20 protein-coding genes are annotated in these 20,763 nt (G+C 60.2%); 7 read left to right on the forward strand and 13 right to left on the reverse strand.

Annotated elements, in window-relative coordinates:
• Positions 1-177: integrase core domain-containing protein (locus tag GL286_RS10235; RefSeq protein WP_155095474.1), on the forward strand; the 177-nt coding region annotated here is incomplete at its 5' end.
• 156 nt (positions 178-333) lie between these two features.
• Positions 334-879, forward strand: a complete 546-nt coding sequence (ferA, locus tag GL286_RS10240) for a flavin reductase FerA (RefSeq protein ID WP_155095475.1) — start codon at positions 334-336, stop codon at positions 877-879.
• A 3-nt stretch (positions 880-882) separates the two neighbouring features.
• Here the strand turns inward: ferA and GL286_RS10245 are convergent, their stop codons facing one another.
• The 4 genes from GL286_RS10245 to GL286_RS10260 are packed head-to-tail and all read right to left on the reverse strand — an operon-like array spanning position 883 to position 4,961.
• Positions 883-1,545 (reverse strand): PqiC family protein, encoded by a 663-nt coding sequence (locus GL286_RS10245; protein ID WP_155095476.1) that lies wholly within the window; start codon positions 1,543-1,545, stop codon positions 883-885.
• A 1-nt stretch (position 1,546) separates the two neighbouring features.
• Positions 1,547-3,613, reverse strand: coding sequence for a PqiB family protein (locus tag GL286_RS10250; RefSeq protein WP_155095477.1), 2,067 nt, complete (start codon positions 3,611-3,613; stop codon positions 1,547-1,549).
• A gap of 8 nt (positions 3,614-3,621) precedes the next feature.
• Positions 3,622-4,284 carry a paraquat-inducible protein A gene (locus GL286_RS10255; protein WP_155095478.1) on the reverse strand — a complete coding sequence of 221 codons (663 nt, stop codon included), beginning with the start codon at positions 4,282-4,284 and terminating at the stop codon, positions 3,622-3,624.
• Complete coding sequence (locus GL286_RS10260; RefSeq protein ID WP_155095479.1) at positions 4,281-4,961, reverse strand: paraquat-inducible protein A; 681 nt, start codon at positions 4,959-4,961, stop codon at positions 4,281-4,283. The genes GL286_RS10255 and GL286_RS10260 overlap by 4 nt, the downstream gene beginning before the upstream one ends.
• Positions 4,962-5,102: 141 nt before the next feature.
• Between GL286_RS10260 and GL286_RS10265 the strand changes: the two genes are divergently transcribed.
• The 5 genes from GL286_RS10265 (at position 5,103) to GL286_RS10285 (ending at position 10,910) form a co-directional block, all read left to right on the forward strand.
• On the forward strand, positions 5,103-5,894 hold the full coding sequence (locus tag GL286_RS10265) for a flagellar motor protein MotB (protein WP_155095480.1): 792 nt from the start codon (positions 5,103-5,105) through the stop codon (positions 5,892-5,894).
• A gap of 86 nt (positions 5,895-5,980) precedes the next feature.
• Positions 5,981-7,315: a flagellar hook protein FlgE gene (locus tag GL286_RS10270; RefSeq protein WP_155095481.1), complete on the forward strand. Its 1,335-nt coding sequence runs from the start codon at positions 5,981-5,983 to the stop codon at positions 7,313-7,315.
• Positions 7,316-7,351: 36 nt separating this feature from the next.
• Positions 7,352-8,806 (forward strand): flagellar hook-associated protein FlgK, encoded by a 1,455-nt coding sequence (gene flgK, locus GL286_RS10275; protein WP_170295137.1) that lies wholly within the window; start codon positions 7,352-7,354, stop codon positions 8,804-8,806.
• Complete coding sequence (locus GL286_RS10280; RefSeq protein WP_155095482.1) at positions 8,803-9,813, forward strand: flagellin N-terminal helical domain-containing protein; 1,011 nt, start codon at positions 8,803-8,805, stop codon at positions 9,811-9,813. The genes flgK and GL286_RS10280 overlap by 4 nt, the downstream gene beginning before the upstream one ends.
• Positions 9,813-10,910 (forward strand): flagellar basal body P-ring protein FlgI, encoded by a 1,098-nt coding sequence (locus tag GL286_RS10285; RefSeq protein ID WP_155095483.1) that lies wholly within the window; start codon positions 9,813-9,815, stop codon positions 10,908-10,910. The genes GL286_RS10280 and GL286_RS10285 overlap by 1 nt, the downstream gene beginning before the upstream one ends.
• Positions 10,911-10,937: 27 nt before the next feature.
• Here GL286_RS10285 and purU read toward each other — a convergent pair whose 3' ends face one another.
• The 9 genes from purU to GL286_RS10330 all read right to left on the reverse strand — a co-directional run bounded on the left by purU (position 10,938) and on the right by GL286_RS10330 (position 20,761).
• Positions 10,938-11,822, reverse strand: a complete 885-nt coding sequence (gene purU / locus GL286_RS10290; protein ID WP_155095484.1) for a formyltetrahydrofolate deformylase — start codon at positions 11,820-11,822, stop codon at positions 10,938-10,940.
• Between the two features lie 109 nt (positions 11,823-11,931).
• The gene (gene folD / locus GL286_RS10295) at positions 11,932-12,819 is read right to left on the reverse strand and encodes a bifunctional methylenetetrahydrofolate dehydrogenase/methenyltetrahydrofolate cyclohydrolase FolD (RefSeq protein WP_155095485.1); all 888 of its coding nucleotides are present in this window, start codon (positions 12,817-12,819) and stop codon (positions 11,932-11,934) included.
• Positions 12,820-13,110: 291 nt separating this feature from the next.
• Positions 13,111-14,244 carry an iron-containing alcohol dehydrogenase gene (locus GL286_RS10300; RefSeq protein WP_155095486.1) on the reverse strand — a complete coding sequence of 378 codons (1,134 nt, stop codon included), beginning with the start codon at positions 14,242-14,244 and terminating at the stop codon, positions 13,111-13,113.
• The gene (gene glpK / locus GL286_RS10305; protein ID WP_155095487.1) at positions 14,241-15,728 is read right to left on the reverse strand and encodes a glycerol kinase GlpK; all 1,488 of its coding nucleotides are present in this window, start codon (positions 15,726-15,728) and stop codon (positions 14,241-14,243) included. The genes GL286_RS10300 and glpK overlap by 4 nt, the downstream gene beginning before the upstream one ends.
• Before the next feature lie 63 nt (positions 15,729-15,791).
• Positions 15,792-17,513 carry an ABC transporter substrate-binding protein gene (locus tag GL286_RS10310; protein ID WP_155095488.1) on the reverse strand — a complete coding sequence of 574 codons (1,722 nt, stop codon included), beginning with the start codon at positions 17,511-17,513 and terminating at the stop codon, positions 15,792-15,794.
• Between the two features lie 56 nt (positions 17,514-17,569).
• A complete protein-coding gene (locus GL286_RS10315; RefSeq protein WP_246184913.1) occupies positions 17,570-17,995 on the reverse strand; it encodes a DUF2160 domain-containing protein in 426 nt (141 codons plus the stop codon).
• Positions 17,995-18,798: a carbohydrate ABC transporter permease gene (locus tag GL286_RS10320; protein WP_155095489.1), complete on the reverse strand. Its 804-nt coding sequence runs from the start codon at positions 18,796-18,798 to the stop codon at positions 17,995-17,997. Before GL286_RS10320 ends, GL286_RS10315 begins: the two co-directional genes overlap by 1 nt.
• Positions 18,795-19,670, reverse strand: coding sequence for a carbohydrate ABC transporter permease (locus GL286_RS10325; RefSeq protein ID WP_155095490.1), 876 nt, complete (start codon positions 19,668-19,670; stop codon positions 18,795-18,797). Before GL286_RS10325 ends, GL286_RS10320 begins: the two co-directional genes overlap by 4 nt.
• Entirely contained in the window at positions 19,670-20,761 is a 1,092-nt protein-coding gene (locus tag GL286_RS10330; RefSeq protein ID WP_155095491.1) for an ABC transporter ATP-binding protein, read from the reverse strand. The genes GL286_RS10325 and GL286_RS10330 overlap by 1 nt, the downstream gene beginning before the upstream one ends.
• Positions 20,762-20,763: the final 2 nt, after the last annotated feature.

Raw genomic sequence — 20,763 nt, forward strand, 5'->3', positions numbered from 1 at the left:
TCGCTCAAATACGAATGCGTCTACCTGAACGCCTTCGAGGCCGGCTCGGAGGCCCGCAAGGGGATCGGTGCCTGGATCAGCGATTACAACGAAAAACGCCCGCACTCATCACACGGGTTGCTGACCCCGGCCGAGGCTTATGATACCTCCGACCAGAACCTGAAAGCCGCCGCCTGACATGAACCCCATGCTGAAGCTGAGCCGAGCGACAAACCGGTCCAAATTCCCGGAACACCTCTGGCCGCAACCATAGACAGGTATGCCCGGTCGAACTTGATGCTGCCCGGGCTCCCGGCTAAGAATAAGGCCGACCGCAAATGACAGGGCTCGCGTATGCGCCGCATTCCACCCGCGACCCGCGACCGGCTCGCTGACGAGATCACCTTCCATCCCGCTACCGCCGAGGCAAGACTGCTGCGCGAAGCACTTGGTCGTTTTGCGACCGGCGTGACGGTCGTCACGACGCTCGGCAGTCGGGGGCCAATGGGCATGACGGTGAATAGCTTCAGCAGCGTATCGCTTGAGCCGCCATTGGTGCTGTGGTGTCCGGCCAAAGCATCGAGCCGCCATGCGGGATTTGTCACAGCCAGCCATTGGTCCGTTCACGTTCTGGGCGCCGAGCAACTCGAAACCTGCCTGCGATTCACCCGTGGCGGAGCCCAGTTCGACGGGCTGGACCACAGCATGAACGATCACAATGTTCCGGTCATTCCGGGTGCTGCGGCGCGCTTTGATTGCGAAACCCATGCGGTCCACGATGCGGGCGACCATAGCGTGGTGATCGGGCGCGTTCTGCGTGTCACCGTCGCCGGTCCGGGCGATCACCCGCTGGTCTTTGCCGCCGGACGTTTCGGCCAGTTCGATCCCGAAGACAGCTAGGATTTAGCTGTCCCCGATCGGTGGCAACGGCTGCGAGAAAATATCATCCATCGACGAAGGCGGCGGCGATGAGGTCCGGATCGAATTGCCCGGCCCACCCAGAACCGCAATCTGGCGCGCAAGCTGCGCTATCGCCAGCGACTGCGTACGCGCGACCGTTGCCGGAGTGGCCTTGCCCGCCTCGGTCCCCATTGGCACCACAATGTCGAAACTGCGCGCCTGATTGGCGCCACCCGCGCCGGAATCGCCGACGAAATAGCGACCAGTCAGGCGGTACGTCCCGTCCGCCTGCGCCAAGGCCTTTTCGACGCGGACCTCGAGCGTGCGACGCGGCGGCTCGGCCAAGGGCCATGGCTCTGCGATGACCGTCGCACCCGAAAGATCCGAGATCGCCCGCGCCAATGTCTGCGTGAATGCGCGCTGCGGATTATCGGCCCATAATTGCTTGGTGTTCGAACGAACCGCGCCGTCGGTGCTTTGCCAACTGACCTCTCCCGCCGAGGCATAGTCGGGCAACGAGACATCCTTCAGCTCGGTCGTGCCCAAGCGGTTCGGCAACCTCTCGCCGGTGGTGGGCGGGTCGATCAGGAACCGGGCAGTCTTTTCGCCATTCGAACAGCCCGCCAACGCGGCCAGAAAAATCGAGGCGATCATGAGTTGGCGCATCTTATCGTCCCAGAATGAAGGCTTGCGGATTGCGTTCGATGGTGCGGGCAAGGCTTCCGAAAGCATTGGCCGCGCGGCGCATTTCGCGCATCAGATTGATCGATTCATTGTTGAAGGCCGAGCGGTCGCCATAGGCCGCAATCACGCTTTCCGCCCGCGCCGCCAAGGATTCCAGCCGTGTGGAAAGCTGCGGCAGCCGTTCGACCGAGCTTGAAACGCTGTCCGCAGCGACCTTGGCCGAGGCCAGCGCTTCGTTCAGGCTGCCTGCGGCGTTCCCGTCACGCAGATCCGTGAGCAGTCCCGAAGCGGCTTGAAGCGTATCTGACAGGTTCTTCGGCAATTGCGAGGCATCCTCCGAGCCGATCATCGCGCGGACATCGCGGATGATGCCTTCGGCTTCGGTCGAGATCGCGGCAAAATCGACCTCACCGACCTGCGCCGCCGCCTTGTTGATTTCATCGACCATGGCGGGCACATCGGCCGCGGCCAGCTTGACGGCTTCGGCAGCGGCGGCCGCCTCTTCGACCATTTTCGCAATCTGACCGGCAGCGCCGGATTCACGCAGATCGGTCGCGATCTGGCGCACCTCGCCACTGGTCGCCTTGGCGTCCTCCAATGTACCGCGCAAAGCCGCCGGGATGGCGCGGGTATCCTCGCTGGTGGCGATGGCGGTGATCGAGTTCAACATATCGGTGACGGACTTCAGAGCCTCCTCGATCGGCAGGTTGCCGACACGCGACAGGAAGCCCTGCGCTGTTTCCGAGAAATCCGATACCTCGCCCGCCACGGATGGAATGACCGGATAGGGCTGCGCCGCTACGTCAAGCGCGGCAGGCGCGCTATCGGGCAGGCTGACCAATTCGATCTCAAGCGATGTCCCGAAAAAGCCTGCGCTCGCGATACGGGCGCGCAGGCCCCGACTGACCTGATCGGCCACAAACTCGGTCGCGCGTTCGGGCGTGGTATCGCCGGTCAGACCCAAACGCTCGGGCGTGACGACCAAAGTCACCTCTTGCTCGACACGGTCGGTTCCGTCCGGATCCTGCACCACCCGCGCGGCGATATTGCTGACGCGCCCCACGGTCACGCCCATGTATTGGACGTTCGCACCGGTCGCGAGCCCCTTGACGGAATCGTCCACCAACATGGTCAGACGAAGCGCGTTCGAGACATCGGCAAACAGGTTCGCGCGGGCGGAATCCTCATCGGGTTGCAGGTCGAACAAATGCCCGCTTTCGACCGGCTGGCCGCCCGAGGTGACGGTCGCGAATTCGGCCCCACCCTGCAGCACCGTTGCCAGCGAATTTACGTTCAGTGCCAATCCCTGCGCACCAAAGCTGATCGAGAAGCCCGACGTATCCCAGAAAACAGTGTTCGTTGTCAGACGCTTATCATGCGGCGCGGCAATGAACACATCGGCCAGTACGCCCTCGTCATTCTCGGCCAGCCGCAGGTTTTGCATCTGCCCGACCTGAATGCCTCTGAACATGACCGGCGCACCCTCGGTCATGCCGCGTGAGCGTTCGGCGTGCAATGTGATCAATGTTCCGCTTTCACCGGGGCTGGTCAAAGGCGGCTTTTCAAGACCCTGAAACTCGGTCGTTCTTTCGTCGGCCTTGTCGTCCCAATAGCCCTCGATGAACGCGCCGGTCAGCACCGTATCCAACCGCGAGATCCCCTGCGCCGAAACCTGAGGCCGCACGATCCAGAATTGCGCATCCTGATCGATAAAACCCGCAAGATCCTTGTCGACCCTGATATTCACGCGGACCTGCTGGAGATCCTCGGTGAAGCGGACAGATTCCACTTTACCAACTGTTATTTCGCGGAATTTCAGCGCGGTTTCGCCCGGCGTGATGCCGGTCGCGTCCTTGAAGTTCACCGAAATCAGGGTGCCCCGGCTTGCAATCGCATTCCAGCCCACGCCAAGCGTCACGATCAACGCGATGATCGGCACCAGCCAGATCAGCGACGATCCCGCCCGCGCAGCCCGGGCCGTTGTCTTGCGTACGGGTTCAGCGGGCTTCATGGCAGCATCTGCGCCGCCAAGCGGAGGAGTGTCGGTCATATTTCAGTTCAGTCCTTGCGGCTTCGCAACGGCAGCCCTCGCCAGATCAACCTTGGATCGAAGCTTTGCGCAGAAAGCATTGTGAAAGCAACCGACAGCGCGAAGCAAACCGCTGCCGGGCCGGGATGAATCGAGGCAACGAAGCCCAACTGCACCAGCGCAGAAAGGATCGCCACGACGAAAACGTCGATCATTGACCAGCGACCGATAAACTCGACGACCTCATAAAGGCCCAATCGCCAATGCGCGTCATGCGCGGTAGCCGGACGGCCCGCGACCCGCGCAAGCCATGCGATCGCGATGAACTTACCGATGGGCACGATGATCGAGGCGAAAAACACTACCCCGCCGACGAACCAGTTGCCGTAATGCAAAAGCTCGAGCACGCCGCCAAGAATGGTGGATTCGGTTTTTCCTGCGATCCCGCCCAAAGTCGTGGTGCGCAGCATCGGGAACATGTTTGCGGGTATATAGAAGATGAACCCCGCGAGAAGCCAAGCCCAGACCGCATTCAGTGACCGTCGATCAGGGGCAACAAGCGTTGCGCCGCAGCGCTGACAATCAATCTCGCTTTCGGGCCAGACCCTTCCGCAACTGCGGCAACCGATCAAGCCAGCACGATGGGCCGTCATGATCGGGGCGGCGTGATCCGTTTCCTCGGGATGGCTCATGGGGCGGCATTCCGGCTAAGCTCGCGACCGTCGGTCGACGCTCCGCCATCCTCAATCGCGTCCCAGATCGTGGTGGCGCTGGTAAAGACATTGCTGGCCCCGTTCACCACGATCAGCCCGCAGAAAGCCCAGAAAGCCGGTCCCAGACTGATTGTGGCAAGCCCCCCGACCTTGACCAGCGCGAGGGCGGTGCCGATGACGAAAATCTCGGCCATGGACCAGGGACGCAAAGTCTCGGACAGGCGGAAGGCGCCGACAGCGTGGGAAAACGGAGACCGTCGCCGCGATAATGGAAGCAAGGTGTAGACCAGCAGGATCGCACGCAAGACCGGCAGACCGATGATCGTCGCCATCAATGCAACGGTCAGCGGCATCAGCGCGCCATGCGAAAAGGCCATGGCGACGCCGAAAAGAGAGGTCTCGTTGCCAAATCCCATGCGCGAAATCTCGAGGAACGGAAAGAAAACCGCTCCGACCATCAGCACCAGCGACGTGACAGACAACGCGATAATCCGGGTGAAGGCCCCCGCGCGCGGACTTGCCAGAACCGCGTTGCAGCGTATGCAGCGCGCTGTCTCGCCCGGTTCCAGATCATGTTCGACATGCAACGCATCGCAGCGAGGGCAAGCGACAAGCCCCGCTCCGGTGGTCAGATCATAGGTCCCTTCGGTTTGCATCGCCCAACCATATGCCCTGCCCCGCTGCGTTCAAGGCAAACCGCACCGTAATTACGGCAAATTCCCTCGGATTTGATCGGTTAACCCGATCTTAGGGCTTCTGCTCCTACAACGACGAAGACGGGCACAAAGGGGCGACTCATGGGTGCAAAGAATGGCGGTAGCACGGTAATCATCAAAAGGGTGCAGGTCACCTCGGGTGGCGGGCATCACGGCGGCGCCTGGAAAGTCGCCTATGCCGACTTCGTCACTGCGATGATGGCGTTTTTCCTGTTGATGTGGCTGTTGAATGCAACCACCGAGAAACAGCGCCAGGGGCTGGCAGACTATTTTAACCCGACCATCGTCCAATCCAGCAAAGGCGGGGCAAACGGCCCGTTCGGAGGTGAGCTGCAGGATTCGGATTCGAATTCTGGCAAAGGCCTTGGTGCTTCGCTGGACACAAAGGGCGGGCAAGCGCGTGACGCCGAATTCGAAGCCGTCGCCCAGCATGTCATGAACGAGTTGACCGGCAGCGGGGCCGAGTCGATGCAACGCGTCAACCTACTCAAACATGTCGTCACCCGCATGACCGATGAAGGGCTGGTGATCGAACTGACCGATCTGATGGACGAGCCATTGTTCGTAGACGATACCGCCCAACCCACACCGGCATTGCAGGAATTGACAACAATTCTGGCTGGCGTGCTGCGTCGGGTGAAAAACCAGATCGCGATCTCGGGCCATGTTCGCACCTACCCCGAGCTTCTGATCCATTCACCGGTATGGGCGCTGTCCGATGCCCGCGCGCATGCCGTGCGCAATCTTGCCGAAAGCGCTGGACTTGATGCCAAACGGATCCAGCGCGTGACCGCATTGGCTGATCGCCGCAACAGATCGGTCAACCCGATGGACCCTGAGAACAACCGTATCGAAGTGATTTTACTTAGATAGGTGCCACCGATCCTTGGACCGTTAGAGCAAATTTTACCGGCCATTACACAGACTGACCCCAGTTCGACTCAGACAGGATGACGTGAATGTCGATTTCTTCTGCCCTCAGTGCCGGTGTGTCCGGACTTGCTGCCAACTCGGCCAGACTGGCCGGTATCTCCGACAACATTGCCAACTCTGGCACCTATGGCTATCGGCGCGTGTCAACTGAGTTCGAAAGCGTCGTCATCGGGAACTCTCGTGGCGGTGGCCAATACACGGCAGGCGGGGTACTGGCCCAGTCCAGCCGGATCGTAGATCAACGCGGCAGTCTGGTTGGCACCAGCAATCCGCTCGATCTTGCCATTTCTGGCCGCGGCATGTTGCCGGTGATTTCGATGTCGGACCTGAACAATCTCGGCACGGGCAGCGCACCGCTTGCCCTGACCCGCACAGGCGCATTCCGTACCGACGCCGAAGGAGTGTTGCGCACGGCCTCGGGGCTTGTCCTGATGGGGTGGCCTGCAAATCGCGATGGCACCATTCCGACAGTTCCGCGCGACTCGACCAGCGGGCTGCGCCCGATCGTCCTGAACGCCAATGACACCTATGCCGAACCGACCACGGCAATCAGCGTCGGCTTCAATTTGCCGGCCGAAGCGACGGTTGGCGGGACCGCTGTGACCCCGTCCTCGACCTCGATCGAATATTTCGACAATCTGGGTGCCTCTCGTTCACTCACCATGAGCTTTGTGCCGACGGTTGATCCAGCCGGATCCGGTCGCTCAAACTCATGGACGATGGAGATCCGCGATTCCGCGACGGTTGACGATCCTGCGACCCCTGACGATGAATCCCTGATCGGTTCCTATGCGCTCGGGTTCGATGACGCGCCCGGGGGGCCACTGGCCTCGGTGACCACGCTGACTGGGGGTGCCTATGATGCGACCACGGGCCAGTTGACGGTCGCCGCCGGTCATGGCCCCATCACGATCAATATCGGCACACCGGGCGGAGCAACCGGCCTGACGCAGATCAGTTCGGATTTCTCGCCGACCAATATCACGAAGAACGGCACCTCCGCTGGAATCCTGACCGCAGTCGAGGTCGATGAAAACGGATTTTTGCACGGAACCTACGATAACGGGATGACCCGCCTGTTGTTCCAAATCCCGCTTGTCGATGTCCCGAATCCGAACGGGCTGATCGCGTTGGATAACCAGACCTACCAGGTCTCACCCGAATCCGGCTCGTTCTTCTTGTGGAATGCGGGTGATGGCCCGACCGGCTCGATTTCTGGCTACGCGCGCGAAAGCTCGACGACAGATGTCGCGGCCGAACTGACCGATCTGATCCAGACCCAGCGCGCCTATTCATCGAACGCGAAGATCATCCAGACCGTCGACGAGATGCTTCAGGAAACCACGAACATCAAACGCTGATGATAATGGATTTTTCCATGGAGAAGGACTGAAACCGTGAGCCTGTCAGCAGCAATCTCGAACTCACTTTCCGGCCTGACCGCCACAGCGCGGGGAACGGAAATCGTATCGACGAACGTCTCGAACAAATCCGTTGCGGGATATGCCCGACGAGAGCTTGATCTGTCATCGCGGCTTTATTCAGGCAATGGCGGTGGTGTTCAGATTGATGGCGTCCGTCGTACGGTGAATGCGGGATTGCTGGCTGACAGCCGGATTGCCCAAGCCAGCACCTCGCGGTCGACCACGGTGGCAAATTTCCATGCCGCGATGGAAACAAGTTTCGGCACAGCAAATGATAACTCGTCACTGGTCAGCTTCGTGACGGCGTTTGAAGCGGCGATTGTCTCGGCTTCGGCCAGACCCGACAGCGACGTCAGGTTGCAAGAAGTTCTGGATTCGGCCACCGGACTAACAGAAAAAATCACCGGTATCGCCAAAAGCATCAGCGATGCGCGCAGCTCGGCCGATCGCTCGATTGCGAAAGATGTCGATCAACTGAACACAGCCCTCGAGCGGGTGGCGGCGCTGAATCGTCAGATCACGACACTATCTTCACAAGGACAGGACACGTCCTCATTGGTCGATGCGCGCCAGACCACCTTGGACAGTATCTCGAGCATCGTACCAATCGTCGAGGTGGCCCGAGAAAATGGCAGGATCGCCATTTTCACGAAAGGCGGCGGGACGTTACTCGATGGCACCTCGCCCGCACGGCTGGAGTTCACACCCGCCGGACAGATCACGCCGGAAATGAACGTCGAGCACGGAAGCCTCGGCACGATTACAATTAATGGGCGACCACTCAGCAAAAACGAGATGGGAATCTTGGCGGGTGGTTCGATGGCCGCGAATTTTGAACTGCGCGACACGCTTGCGCCCGCATACCAGCAGAAAATCGATGCCTTCGCACGCGAAGTCTATGAACGCTTTTCCGATCCCGCGCTGGATCCCTCGCTTGCAGCAGGTGAACACGGCCTGTTCTCGGACGCTCAAGCCGGTCTGACGGTGGAATTGGGGTTAGCAAACAGGTTGGCCGTCGCAGATACCTACGACCCTGACAAAGGCGGTGATCTGTGGCGTATCAGAACCGGTCGCAACGCCACTGGCCCGGGCGAGGTCGGGGACAGCACATTGCTTCTGGCCATGACGAAGGCGCAATCCGAGAACCGCAACCCCGCCTCACCTGCCCTGACCTCGAGCCCGGCTTCCATGCTGGGCCTTGCGTCAGAACTTGCGTCGCAAGCTTCTTCATTCCGGATTCGTACCGAAGCCGCGCAGGTCCAAGACCTGACCCATTCGGAAAGTCTCAAGACTGCACTGCTTAGTGAAGGCGTCGATACCGATACCGAAATGCAGGCTTTGCTGACACTGGAGCGCGCCTACGCTGCGAACGCCAAGGTTCTGCAGACCGCCAGTGACATGCTGGCAGAAATTCTGAGGCTGACATGACCTTTAATTCGATAAGTGATCTTGCACGCTCGTATCAGTTGCGCACCACACAAACGGCGATGAAGTCAAAACTGGCCTCGATATCGCAAGAGGCGACAACTGGATTGAAGTCTGATATTCCACTGGCTTTGGGCGGTGATCTGGGACGCATTTCGCAGATCGAGAATCGTCTAACGGTCCTGAAAAATTACTCGAACAACGCTTCAGAAGCTAAGGGCGTCCTTGAGGCGATGCAGACATCTCTGGATACGGTCCACTCGATCGCGACCGAGACGGGGACGGTGCTGATGTCGGATGCGCTCGTCTCGTCTCCGGCAACACTCAATGTCTATCTCAATAAGGCGCCCACAGATCTTGAAACGGTGATAACCGCTTTGAATACGTCTGTGGGCGGACGATTCGTCTTTTCTGGCAGCAGGACCGATCAACCGGCGCTCGTCGGATATGACGAAATAGTGCAACAAATTTCGACTGCAGTCGGCGGCGCTACCACTCCCGCCACAATACTTGCCGGGATCGACGCGTTCTTTGATGCACCTGCGAGTGGCGGAGGTTTTTCGGACCAATCGTTCACGGGGAATGATGTGGGCACGAGCGGAATCCCTGTCGCGCCCGGAAAAAACATCAAGCCTGAAATCACGGCCAATTCCGCCGAATTGCGAACGATCCTCAAGGGCTTTGCCACGATGGCCTATCTGGCTGAGAATCCGGGTCTAAGCTTTGAAACCCAGCGCGAAATCTCTCGCGCGGCGGGGCGGATGCTGGTCGAAGGTGAAATGCGGCTGACCGACGCCCAGACCACAATCGGCGTCAAACAGGAGGCTACCGAGAAAGCCGCCACAGCAAACGAAGCCGAGAAATCGGCCTTGTCGGTCGCTCGCAACACCCTGATCGCATCCGATCCTTATGAGGCCGCGACGGCACTAAGCGAGATCGAGGCAAATCTGGAGACACTTTACGCAGTGACGGCACGGCTATCGAAACTGAGCCTGACGGATTACCTATAATGCGCGCATTATTAGTCGCATTCCTCCTTGTACTGACAACTGCGGCACAGGCAGCACCGGTACGCATAAAGGATCTTGCTAATGTCGAGGGGGTGCGTGGGAACGATCTGGTCGGCTACGGGCTGGTCGTCGGGCTAAGCGGATCGGGCGACAGTCTGCGGAACTCTCCGTTCACCGAAGAGATCATGGCCGGATTACTCGAGCGACTGGGCGTCAACGTGACCGACGACGCGTTCCGGCCCAAAAACGTGGCGGCGGTGATCGTAACGGCAACCCTGCCGCCATTCGCGAGATCCGGTTCGCAAATCGACGTGAGCGTGGCGGCGATTGGCGACGCAAAAAGCCTTCTCGGTGGAACTTTGGTCATGACCCCGCTGAACGCGGCCGACGGAGAGATTTATGCCGTCGCACAAGGATCGGTATTGGCAGGCGGGGCCGAGGCAAGTGGTGCAGCTGCATCGGTTGTTCAGGGCGTACCAACAACCGGAAATATTCCCTCGGGTGCAAGGGTAGAACGAGAGGTCGCGTTCGATTTTTCGCAAATGACGGACATTCGCCTTGCCCTGCGCAACCCCGACTTCACAACCGGCGCGCGGGTCGAGGCCGCGATCAATCGCGCACTTGGTGACGGCCTCGCGAATTTGGAGGATTCAGGAACCATCCTGATCGACTCGTCGGTTTTGGGACGCGTTAACCCCGCACGCCTGCTCGGACAGATCGAAAACGTTCTGGTCGAACCGGAAACGGCAGCCCGTGTGGTCATTGACCATAAATCGGGGACGATCGTGATCGGCGAGGATGTCAGGATCGATCGCGTCGCGGTATCCCAAGGCAACCTCACTTTAAGGGTCCGAGAAGCGCCGGTCGTTTCCCAGCCGAACCCGTTCTCTCCTGGTGACACGATCGTCGTTCCACGCAGCCAGGCCGACATTACGCAAGAGCCCGGGATCGGTTTCGCCGAAATTTCCGGCGAAACGTCATTGTCGGATGTCGTCGCTGGACTGAACGCTTTGGGCATCCGGCCGCGCGACATGATCGATGTGCTGAAAGCGGTCCACGCGGCGGGTGCGCTTCACGCCGAGTTCATCGTCAATTAAGTGATCTGAGGATACCTCGTTGATCCCTTATCCCATGCGCTCGCTGGCATAGCTTCCCGGAGATGCAGGAAACACGACGGTCTTGTTGCCGTTCTTGAACGACCGACGGTGAATATGAGCATGGATGGCGCGCGCCAGTACCTGGCATTCGACGTCGCGTCCCAGGCTAACATAATCCTCGGGTGACTGGGCATGGGTCACACGAATGATATCCTGTTCGATGATTGGCCCTTCGTCCAGATCGGCGGTGACATAATGCGATGTTGCCCCGATCAGCTTCACGCCGCGCTCATAAGCCTGCTTGTATGGGTTGGCGCCCTTGAAGGACGGCAGGAAGGAGTGGTGGATATTGATTATCCGGCCAGACATTTTCCGGCATAGTTCATCCGACAGAACCTGCATATAGCGCGCAAGGACAATCAGTTCAGCCCCGGATTCCTCGACAATCGCCAGAAGCTGGGCTTCTGCTTGGGGCTTGTTCTCTTTCGTCACGCGGATGCAGTAATAGGGGATGTCGTGATTAACGACGACCTTCTGATAATCCATATGGTTCGAGATCACCGCAACGATGTCGATCGGCAAGGCCCCGATCCGCCAGCGATAAAGCAAATCGTTCAAGCAATGGCCAAAGCGGCTGACCATGATCACGACCTTCATCTTCTCGGTCTCGTCATGGAAGGCATAGGTCATGTCGAAAGCCTTCGCAGTGCCCTCCAGATCCTGGGTCAGTTCATCCACTCCGACACCAGCTTCGGGAACGAAGCTGACACGCATGAAGAATCGTCCGGTCTCGATGTCGTCGAATTGTGAGCTGTCAGTAATGTTGCAACCTTTCCCCGCAAGGTAGGTCGAAATTGCCGCGACAATCCCTCGCGTCGAGGGGCAGGTGACGGTCAAACAGTACTTATTCATCAAGTGCTCCACTGCTGTCAAAAACGGGCTTTGCCCGACTTGTTTGTTATTGTTGTTCCGAAACCGGCCTTCCGTGACAATCGGTGCGCGGAAGGCCGGCTTGATGCCCTCAGACCGTCAGTCCTTCGGGTTCGGGCAGGCCATTCGCGCGGCAACATGCCGTCAGCGTGTTCGCCAACAAACAGGCAATCGTCATTGGCCCCACCCCGCCCGGAACCGGAGTAATTGCGCCTGCGACCTCGACCGCACTATCAAAATCGACATCGCCGACCAGTCGGGTCCGGCCGCCATCCTCGATCCGGTTGATACCGACATCGATCACCGTCGCGCCCGTTTTGATCCAGTCTCCCGGTATCATGCGCGGACGCCCGACCGCCGCGACCAGAATATCGGCGCTGCGACAAACTGCGGGCAGATCCTTGGTGCGGCTATGCGCGATCGTCACCGTGCAGCTTTCGCCCAACAGCAATTGAGCCATAGGCTTGCCAACAATGTTCGAGCGCCCGACCACAACCGCGTTCAGGCCCGACAGATCGCCCAACCGATCACGCAGCATCATCAGACACCCGAGCGGTGTGCAGGGCACCATCGCCTTTTGACCGGTTCCCAGCAGACCGACATTCAGAATATGAAACCCGTCCACATCCTTTGCAGGGTCGATTGCATTGATCACCGCCTCGGCATCAATATGTTTGGGCAAAGGCAGCTGCACCAGAATTCCGTGTACAGCCGGATCGGCGTTCAATTCGGCGATCAATGACATCAATGCGGCCTGAGATGCCTCGGCGGGCAGTTTGTGCTCCCACGAATTCATTCCGGCTTCGCGCGTTTGGATGCCCTTGTTGCGCACATAGACCTCCGAGGCGGGGTCTTCGCCAACCAGTACCACGGCAAGGCCCGGCACGATTCCTTGCTGGCTCAGTTCAGCAACTCCGGCTGCAACCAGCCCCCGCACACGGGACGAAAATGCTTTGCCATCAATCAAATCCGCGCTCATTGTGCCACTCCTTCGCTTGATCCGCCTGAACCCCCGCAGCTTTCATCCGCCGAAGGTTTGCGCCAGCGGATAGCGCAGGCTTGGTCCGGATCAAAGCTCTGCTTTCCGTCAAACGGGCATGCGACATCGCTTTTCCTCATTTTCCGCCAGCAGTTGTGTGCCCGACTGCTGACGGATCGAGGTCGGAAAACGACCGGAGCATGCCGGTTTCAGAGCATTGGCGCGAATATCCCATCCACGCGTCGCGCCAGCATGCATCGGCAGTTCAAGCCGGGCACCCAGCAAGCGGGATCAGTTGGCCTCGGACAGCACATGCACCAGTTCGGAAACCGAAGGCGAAACCGGATTGCCCTTCATCGACGAACTGGCAAGCGATGCATCCGCCACCGAAGCATGCTGCGCCGGATCCAGGCCCTGCGCCTGCAGACCGAGCAGACCGCTGCCCCGCGCCCATTTCGCCAAAGTGTCCGGTGCATCTTCAACCCGACCGCCCAGCACACCGGAAACAATCGAGCAAACCTCCTCGATCCGCTCGGAATTCTCCACCAGACGACGGTTCATCTGCAATACCGGCCCCAGCAGCGCGCCGCAGATCGCACCATGCGCGGCAGGGGTCACACCACCGATCACACCGGCCAGACCATGCACCGCGCCCAGCCCGCCATTCGCCAACGCAATGCCGCCGCACAGGCTGGTCCATGCAAGATAGTCGCGCGCCCGAGTATCTTCCGCCTGCATCAACCGGACCAGCGCCCGCAAACCGGGCTCGATCACGGGGCGCACCAGCGCGTCGGTAAAGGGCGTCGCCTTGGCCGATATGTAAGGCTCGATCACCTGTGCCAATGCATCCAACCCCGAGGCCAAGGTGACCGCACGTGGGCAATGATCGGTCAACGCCGGGTCAACAATCGCGATCCGCGGCAACATCCGCTCATCGCGGACCGAGACCTTGCGGCCATGCTCGGGAAGGCCGATCACAGCGTTGCGGGTGGCCTCGGCACCGGTGCCTGCGGTCGTCGGCAAAGCGATATACGGCAAAGGCGCGACAGCTAGCGGCAGGCCTTTTCCAACGACTTCGAGATGGTCCATTGCCCCGCCCGGCGCAGGGATCAACCCTGCCAGAGCCTTGCCAAGATCAAGCGCCGCACCACCGCCCAAGCCCGCGACCCAATTGGCGCGGAACTCCTTGGCCTGTGCCAGCGCAGCCTCCAGCATGGCAAGCGTCGGCTCCGAGGCGCAAGCGATGGTCTGGACCTCGGAGCCTTCGGCACGAAGCGCCTCGACCAGCCATGCCGCGCGGCGACCATCCGCTCCATGCACAACGATCCCGCGCGTGCCAAAGGACCGGATCAGCGAGGGGGCCTTTTGCGCCTCGCCCCGACCGAAGATCACGCGGCCCGGCAGGGCAAAGCCAAAGGAATTCATGCAGCCTCCATCGTGGCCGCAACGGCCTTTCGCCAGCGGGCATACTTCTCTTGGCGCAGGCTGTCATCCATCTTCGGCTCGAAACGGCGATCCAGCGCCCATTGTCCGGCGATCTGATCGGGGGGCGGGCAAAGCCCGGCCTGAAGCCCCGCCAGATAGGCCGCCCCCAATGCCGTCGTCTCGGTCACCTTGGGCCGATCCACCGGCGCGCCAAGAATGTCCGAGAGGAACTGCATCGACCAGTCGCTGGCCGCCATGCCGCCATCGACGCGCAGCACCGCATCCCCTGCCGAGCCCCAATCGGCACGCATCGCCTCCAGAAGATCGCGGGTCTGGTAACCGACGCTTTCCAGCGCCGCGCGTGCAAATTCGGCGGGACCCGAGTTCCGCGTCAGGCCAAAGATCGCGCCCCGGCAATCGGGCCGCCAATAAGGGGCGCCAAGGCCAGTGAAGGCCGGGACCATCACCACATCTTGCGAGGGATCGGCCTTTTGCGCGAGGGGCTGCGTTTCGGAAGCGGTGCGGATGATCTTCAGCCCGTCGCGCAGCCATTGCACCACCGCCCCCGCGATAAAGATCGAGCCCTCCAGCGCATAGGTCGTCTGCCCGTTCAGCCGATAGGCGATTGTCGTCAGCAAGCGGTTTTTCGAGGGCACCATCTCTGTGCCCGTATTCAGCAAGGCAAAGCAACCCGTGCCATAAGTCGATTTCATCATGCCCGGTCGGAAACAAGCCTGCCCCACGGTTGCCGCCTGCTGATCGCCCGCGACGCCAAGGATCGGGATCTCATGCCCGAACAGGTCGGCGCGGGTCATGCCATAATCGGCGGCGCAGTCCCGCACCTCGGGCAGAAGCTGCATCGGTATGTTCAGCAGCTTGCAGATATCCGCATCCCAACGGTTCTCGGCGATATTGAACAGCAGCGTCCGCGCCGCATTGGTGGCGTCGGTCGCGTGAACCTTGCCCCCCGTCAGGTTCCAGATCAGCCAGCTATCGACCGTGCCAAAGGCCAACTCGCCCGCCTCGGCCCTCGCTCGCGCGCCGTCAACATTGTCCAGAAGCCAAGCCAGTTTCGTCCCCGAAAAATAGGGATCAAGCAACAAGCCGGTGCGGCCCGAGATCATCGCCTCATGTCCCTCGGTCTTCAGGCGTTCGCACATATCGGCGGTGCGGCGGTCCTGCCAGACGATGGCATTGTGCAGCGCACGTCCCGTCTTGCGGTCCCAAAGCAAGGTCGTCTCGCGCTGGTTGGTGATGCCGATTGCCGCGATCCGCGAGGCCCCGATCCCCGCCTTTTCGACAGCAGCGCGCGCGGTCGCCGCGACCGTCGCCCACAGATCAGAAGGATCGTGCTCGACCCAGCCAGATGCAGGGAACTGCTGCGGAAATTCCTCTTGCGCCGAGGCGACCACCTGCAACGAGGCGTCAAACAGGATGGCGCGGGACGAGGTCGTCCCCTGGTCTATGGCAAGAATATGGGTCATCACTTATCCGCGGCCGAAAAATGAAATGGGGGCAAGGCACACGGCCCCGCCCCCGAAAAGTCCTTACTGCCAGGACTTGATTAGCTCGTCATAGGAAACCGTTTCGCCCTTGGGCTTCTCGTTTTCCAGCTTGGCAACCGGCGCGCCGGGCGCGTCCAGCCATTCTTTCGGGTCCTTTTCCTCGTTCATTTTCGGACCGAGGTCGCCTTGGACGCCAGCGCGCTCAAGCCGTTCCAGCACGCGTTCCTGTTCCGCGCAAAGCCCGTCCAGAGCCTCTTGCGGGGTTTTCGCGCCCGACATGGCATCGCCGATATTCTGCCACCAAAGCTGCGCGAGCTTCGGATAATCGGGGATGTTGGTGCCGGTCGGCGACCATTGCACGCGGGCGGGCGAGCGATAGAACTCGACCAGACCGCCAAGCTTCGGCGCGCGTTCGGTGAAGGACTTGTCGCGGATCGTCGACTCGCGGATGAAGGTCAGCCCGACATGGGATTTCTTCACATCAACGGTCTTCGAGGTGACGAATTGCGCGTAAAGCCATGCAGCCTGAGCGCGATCCACGGGCGTCGATTTCATCAGCGTCCACGAACCCACGTCCTGATAACCGATCTTGGTCCCTTCCGACCAATAAGCACCATGCGGGCTGGGGGCCATGCGCCATTTCGGCGTGCCGTCGGCGTTCACCACGGCGGTCCCTTCCTTGACCATGTCGGCGGTGAAGGCGGTGTACCAGAACATCTGCTGCGCGATATCGCCGCGCGCCGGAACCGGACCTGCCTCGCCGAAGGTCATGCCTTGGGCTTCCGGCGGCGTGTATTTTTGCAGCCAGTCGATCGCCTTGGTCACGGCATAGACCGCAGCCGCATCGTTCGTCGCACCGCCGCGCGCCACGCAGGAACCCACAGGGCGCGAATTCTCATCGACGCGGATGCCCCATTCATCGACCGGAAGGCCGTTCGGCTCGCCCTTGTCGCCCATGCCGGCCATGGACATCCATGCGTCGGTATAGCGCCAGCCGAGGCTGGGGTCTTTCTTGCCGTAGTCCATGTTGCCCCAAGCCTTCTTGGGACCGCCCTCGATATAGGACATGTCGCGGCCGGTGAAGAATTCCGCAATATCCTCATAGGCCGACCAGTTTACCGGAACGCCAAGGTCATAGCCGTATTTGGCTTTGAAATCGTCCTTGGTTTTCTGATCGTTGAACCAGTCATACCGGAACCAGTAAAGGTTCGCGAATTGCTGGTCGGGCAGCTGGTACAGATCGCCATCCGGCGCGGTGGTGAATTTCAGCCCGATGAAGTCGTTCAGATCCAGCGTCGGGCTGGTGACGTCCTTGCCCTCTTCGGCCATCCACTTGGTCAGGTCGCGGGCCTGCTGATAGCGCCAATGGGTACCGATCAGGTCCGAGTCGTTGACATAGCCGTCGTAGATGTTCTCGCCGGTCTGCATCTGGGTTTGCAGCTTCTCGACGACGTCACCTTCGCCAATCAGGTCATGGGTGATCTTGATGCCGGTGATGGCGGTAAAGGCCGGAGCCAGCACCTTGGCCTCGTATTCGTGGGTGGTGATGGTCTCCGAGACGACCTTGATCTCCATCCCCGCCAGCAGCTTCGCGGCGTCGATGAACCACTGCATCTCGGCTTCCTGATCCGCACGGGTGAGCGACGACAGATCACCGATTTCGGCATCGAGAAACTTCTTGGCAGCCTCCATATCCGCCCAGGCCGGAGCCCCCATGACCATCAGCGCAAGCGCCATGGCCGTGGTCGTTCTTGTCGGTCTCATGTTTTCCTCCCTTATGAGACGTCCATTCCTCCGCGCCTTTTGACGGGCGCGGTATTTCACACCCAGCGGAACACCGCCGCAGCATAGACAAGGGCCAAAGCCAGCCCCCACCAGATCGGTGGGCCAGCGAAGAACAGCCAGCCTAGACAAATAAAAGCCGAGCCGAGCAGCGAGATGAACAGCCGGTCCCCCCGCGTCGTCTCGATCCGCAGGATGCCAAGCCGCGGGGTTTCCGGAAAACGAATGGCAAGGATGGTGAACAGGACCAGAAGGCTTGCGATCACCCAGAAAAACAGCGCGACCGGAAAGGTCCACGCCATCCAACCGCCCTCGATCATCGGCGCGGTCCATTCCTTGACCCCGTCTTTCGACGGCGTGGCCCAAAGCAGGAAAGCAAGGACCGCTCCCATAATCCCGATTGCGGCCACATTGATGGTGCGCCAGTTGCTCCGGCGATGGGACGGAATGGCAAGATCGGACATCAGACCCTCCCCAGGGCAAAGCCCTTGGCGATGTAATTACGGACGAACCAGATGACCAAGGCACCCGGCAGGATGGTCAGGATGCCAGCGGCGGCCAGAACTCCCCAATCCATGCCGGAGGCAGAAACCGTACGCGTCATCGTCGCGGCAATGGGTTTCGCGTTGACCGAGGTCAGCGTGCGCGACAACAGCAACTCGACCCACGAGAACATGAAGCAGAAAAACGCCGCGACCCCGATGCCGCTTGCGATCAAGGGCATGAAGATCTTCACAAAGAAGCGCGGAAAGGAATAGCCGTCGATATAGGCAGTCTCGTCGATTTCTTTCGGGACCCCGCGCATGAAGCCTTCGAGGATCCAGACCGCCAGCGGAACGTTGAACAGACAATGTGCCAACGCTACCGCGATATGCGTGTCGAACAGCCCGATCGACGAATAAAGCTGGAAGAAGGGCAGCGCAAACACTGCCGGAGGAGCCATGCGATTGGTCAGCAGCCAGAAAAACAGGTGCTTGTCTCCGATGAAGCTGAAGCGCGAGAACGCATAGGCCGCCGGCAGCGCAACCGTGATCGAGATCACCGTATTCATCACCACATAGATGATCGAGTTGACGTAACCCATGTACCAGCTGGGGTCCGTCAGGATCACCTGATAGTTCCGGAAGGTCAGGTTGTGTGGAAATAGGCTGAAGGTTCCGGTGATCTCGGCATTGGTCTTCAGGCTCATGTTTAAAAGCCAGTAGATCGGGACCATCAGGAACAGCAGATAGATCGCCATGACGATGGCAGAGCCGCGCAGTTTCATTGCCCTGCCTCCGCTTTGTCGAGATTGGTCATGACCGTGTAGAAGACCCAGCTGACCAGCATGATGACAAGGAAATACATCAGCGAGAATGCCGCCGCAGGGCCAAGGTCGAATTGACCGACGGCCATTTTGACCAGATCGATCGACAGGAAGGTAGTGGCATTGCCCGGACCGCCGCCGGTGACAACGAAGGGCTCGGTATAGATCATGAAGCTGTCCATGAAACGCAACAAGATCGCGATCAGCAGCACGCCCTTCATCTTGGGCAGCTCGATATAGCGGAAGACCGCCCAGCGGCTGGCCTGATCGATCTTGGCCGCCTGATAATAGGCCTGCGGGATGGATTGCAGTCCGGCATAGCAGAGCAGCGCGACAAGGCTGGTCCAGTGCCAGACATCCATCACGATGACCGTGGCCCAGGCATCAATAGGATCGTTGGTGTAGTTGTAGTCGACGCCAAGCGCCGCCAGCGAATGCCCCAGCAGGCCGATATCGGTGCGGCCAAAGATCTGCCAGATCGTGCCCACGACGTTGAACGGGATCAGCAGAGGCAAGGCCATGACGACAAGGCAGAAGCTGGCCCAGAAACTTTGCTTCGGCATGTTCAGAGCGACGAAAATGCCCAAGGGCACCTCGATTGCCAGAATGATCGCCGAAAACAGCACTTGCCGCCCGAGTGCGCCATGCAATCGGTCCGAATGGACCATCTCGTCAAACCACTCGAGACCCGCCCAGAAGAACTGGTTGTTCCCGAACGTGTCGTTGAAGGCGTAGTTCACCACCGTCATCAGCGGGACCACCGCCGAAAAGGCAACCAGCACCAGCACCGGCAGGACAAGCAACCACGCTTTGTTGTTTTGTATTTTCTGCATCACGCCGCCCTTTCCATCGCATGTGGCGCGACGCGCCAATCATCGGCATAAGCGCCGATCTTGCCGGGCAGAAAGCTAACACGGGGGGTGTCGGCCGGCAGTCCTTCGCCCTCGGGCAAGATGATATTGAAGACCGCGCCCGACAGTTCGGCGCGGACGATGCGATGGCGACCGACATCCTCGATCCGGCGGATCGATAGGGGAAGCCCGCCCTGATCGGTCAGCACGGCATGTTCGGGTCGCACGCCGATCTGAGTCCGTCCCGACAAATCCCCGTAACGCGCGCCCAGATCCACGGTTTCGCCATTGGTCAGCACGGCTTTCGAGCCATCGATCCGCGCATCAAGGAAGTTCATTCCCGGCGATCCGATGAAGTAGCCGACGAATGTATGCGCGGGGGTTTCGAACAGTTCTTCGGGCGTGCCCATCTGCACCACGCGGCCGTCATACATGACGACAACCTTGTCGGCGAAGGTCAGCGCCTCGGTCTGATCATGGGTCACATAAATCATCGTATGGCCAAACTGGCGGTGAAGCTGCTTCAACTGGGTGCGCAGCTCCCATTTCATATTCGGGTCGATCACGGTCAAAGGCTCGTCGAACAGGATCGCATTGACGTCTTCGCGGACCATGCCGCGGCCAAGGCTGATCTTCTGCTTGGCATCCGCGGTTAGCCCCTGCGCCTTGCGGGCCAGCATGGCCTCCATCCCGATCATGGCGGCGATCTGGTCGACGCGGGACTTGATATAGGCGGCATCCATGCCGCGGTTGCGCAGCGGGAAGGCCAGATTGTCGCGCACCGTCATCGTGTCGTAGACGACCGGAAACTGGAAGACCTGCGCGATATTGCGCTGGGTCGTCGGCGCTTCGGTCACGTCCTGCGCGCCGAACAGGATGCGCCCCTGACTGGGCCGCAGCAGGCCCGAAATGATGTTCAGAAGCGTGGTCTTGCCGCAGCCTGACGAGCCCAGCAGCGCATAGGCCCCGCCATCCTGCCAGACATGGTTCATTTCCTTTAGCGCGTAATCCGCCTCGGACTTCGGGTTCGCGCTGTAGCTATGGGCAAGATTTTCTAGCGTGATCTGAGCCATGA

Source organism: Paracoccus aestuariivivens (assembly GCF_009711225.1).
GTDB lineage: Bacteria > Pseudomonadota > Alphaproteobacteria > Rhodobacterales > Rhodobacteraceae > Paracoccus > Paracoccus aestuariivivens.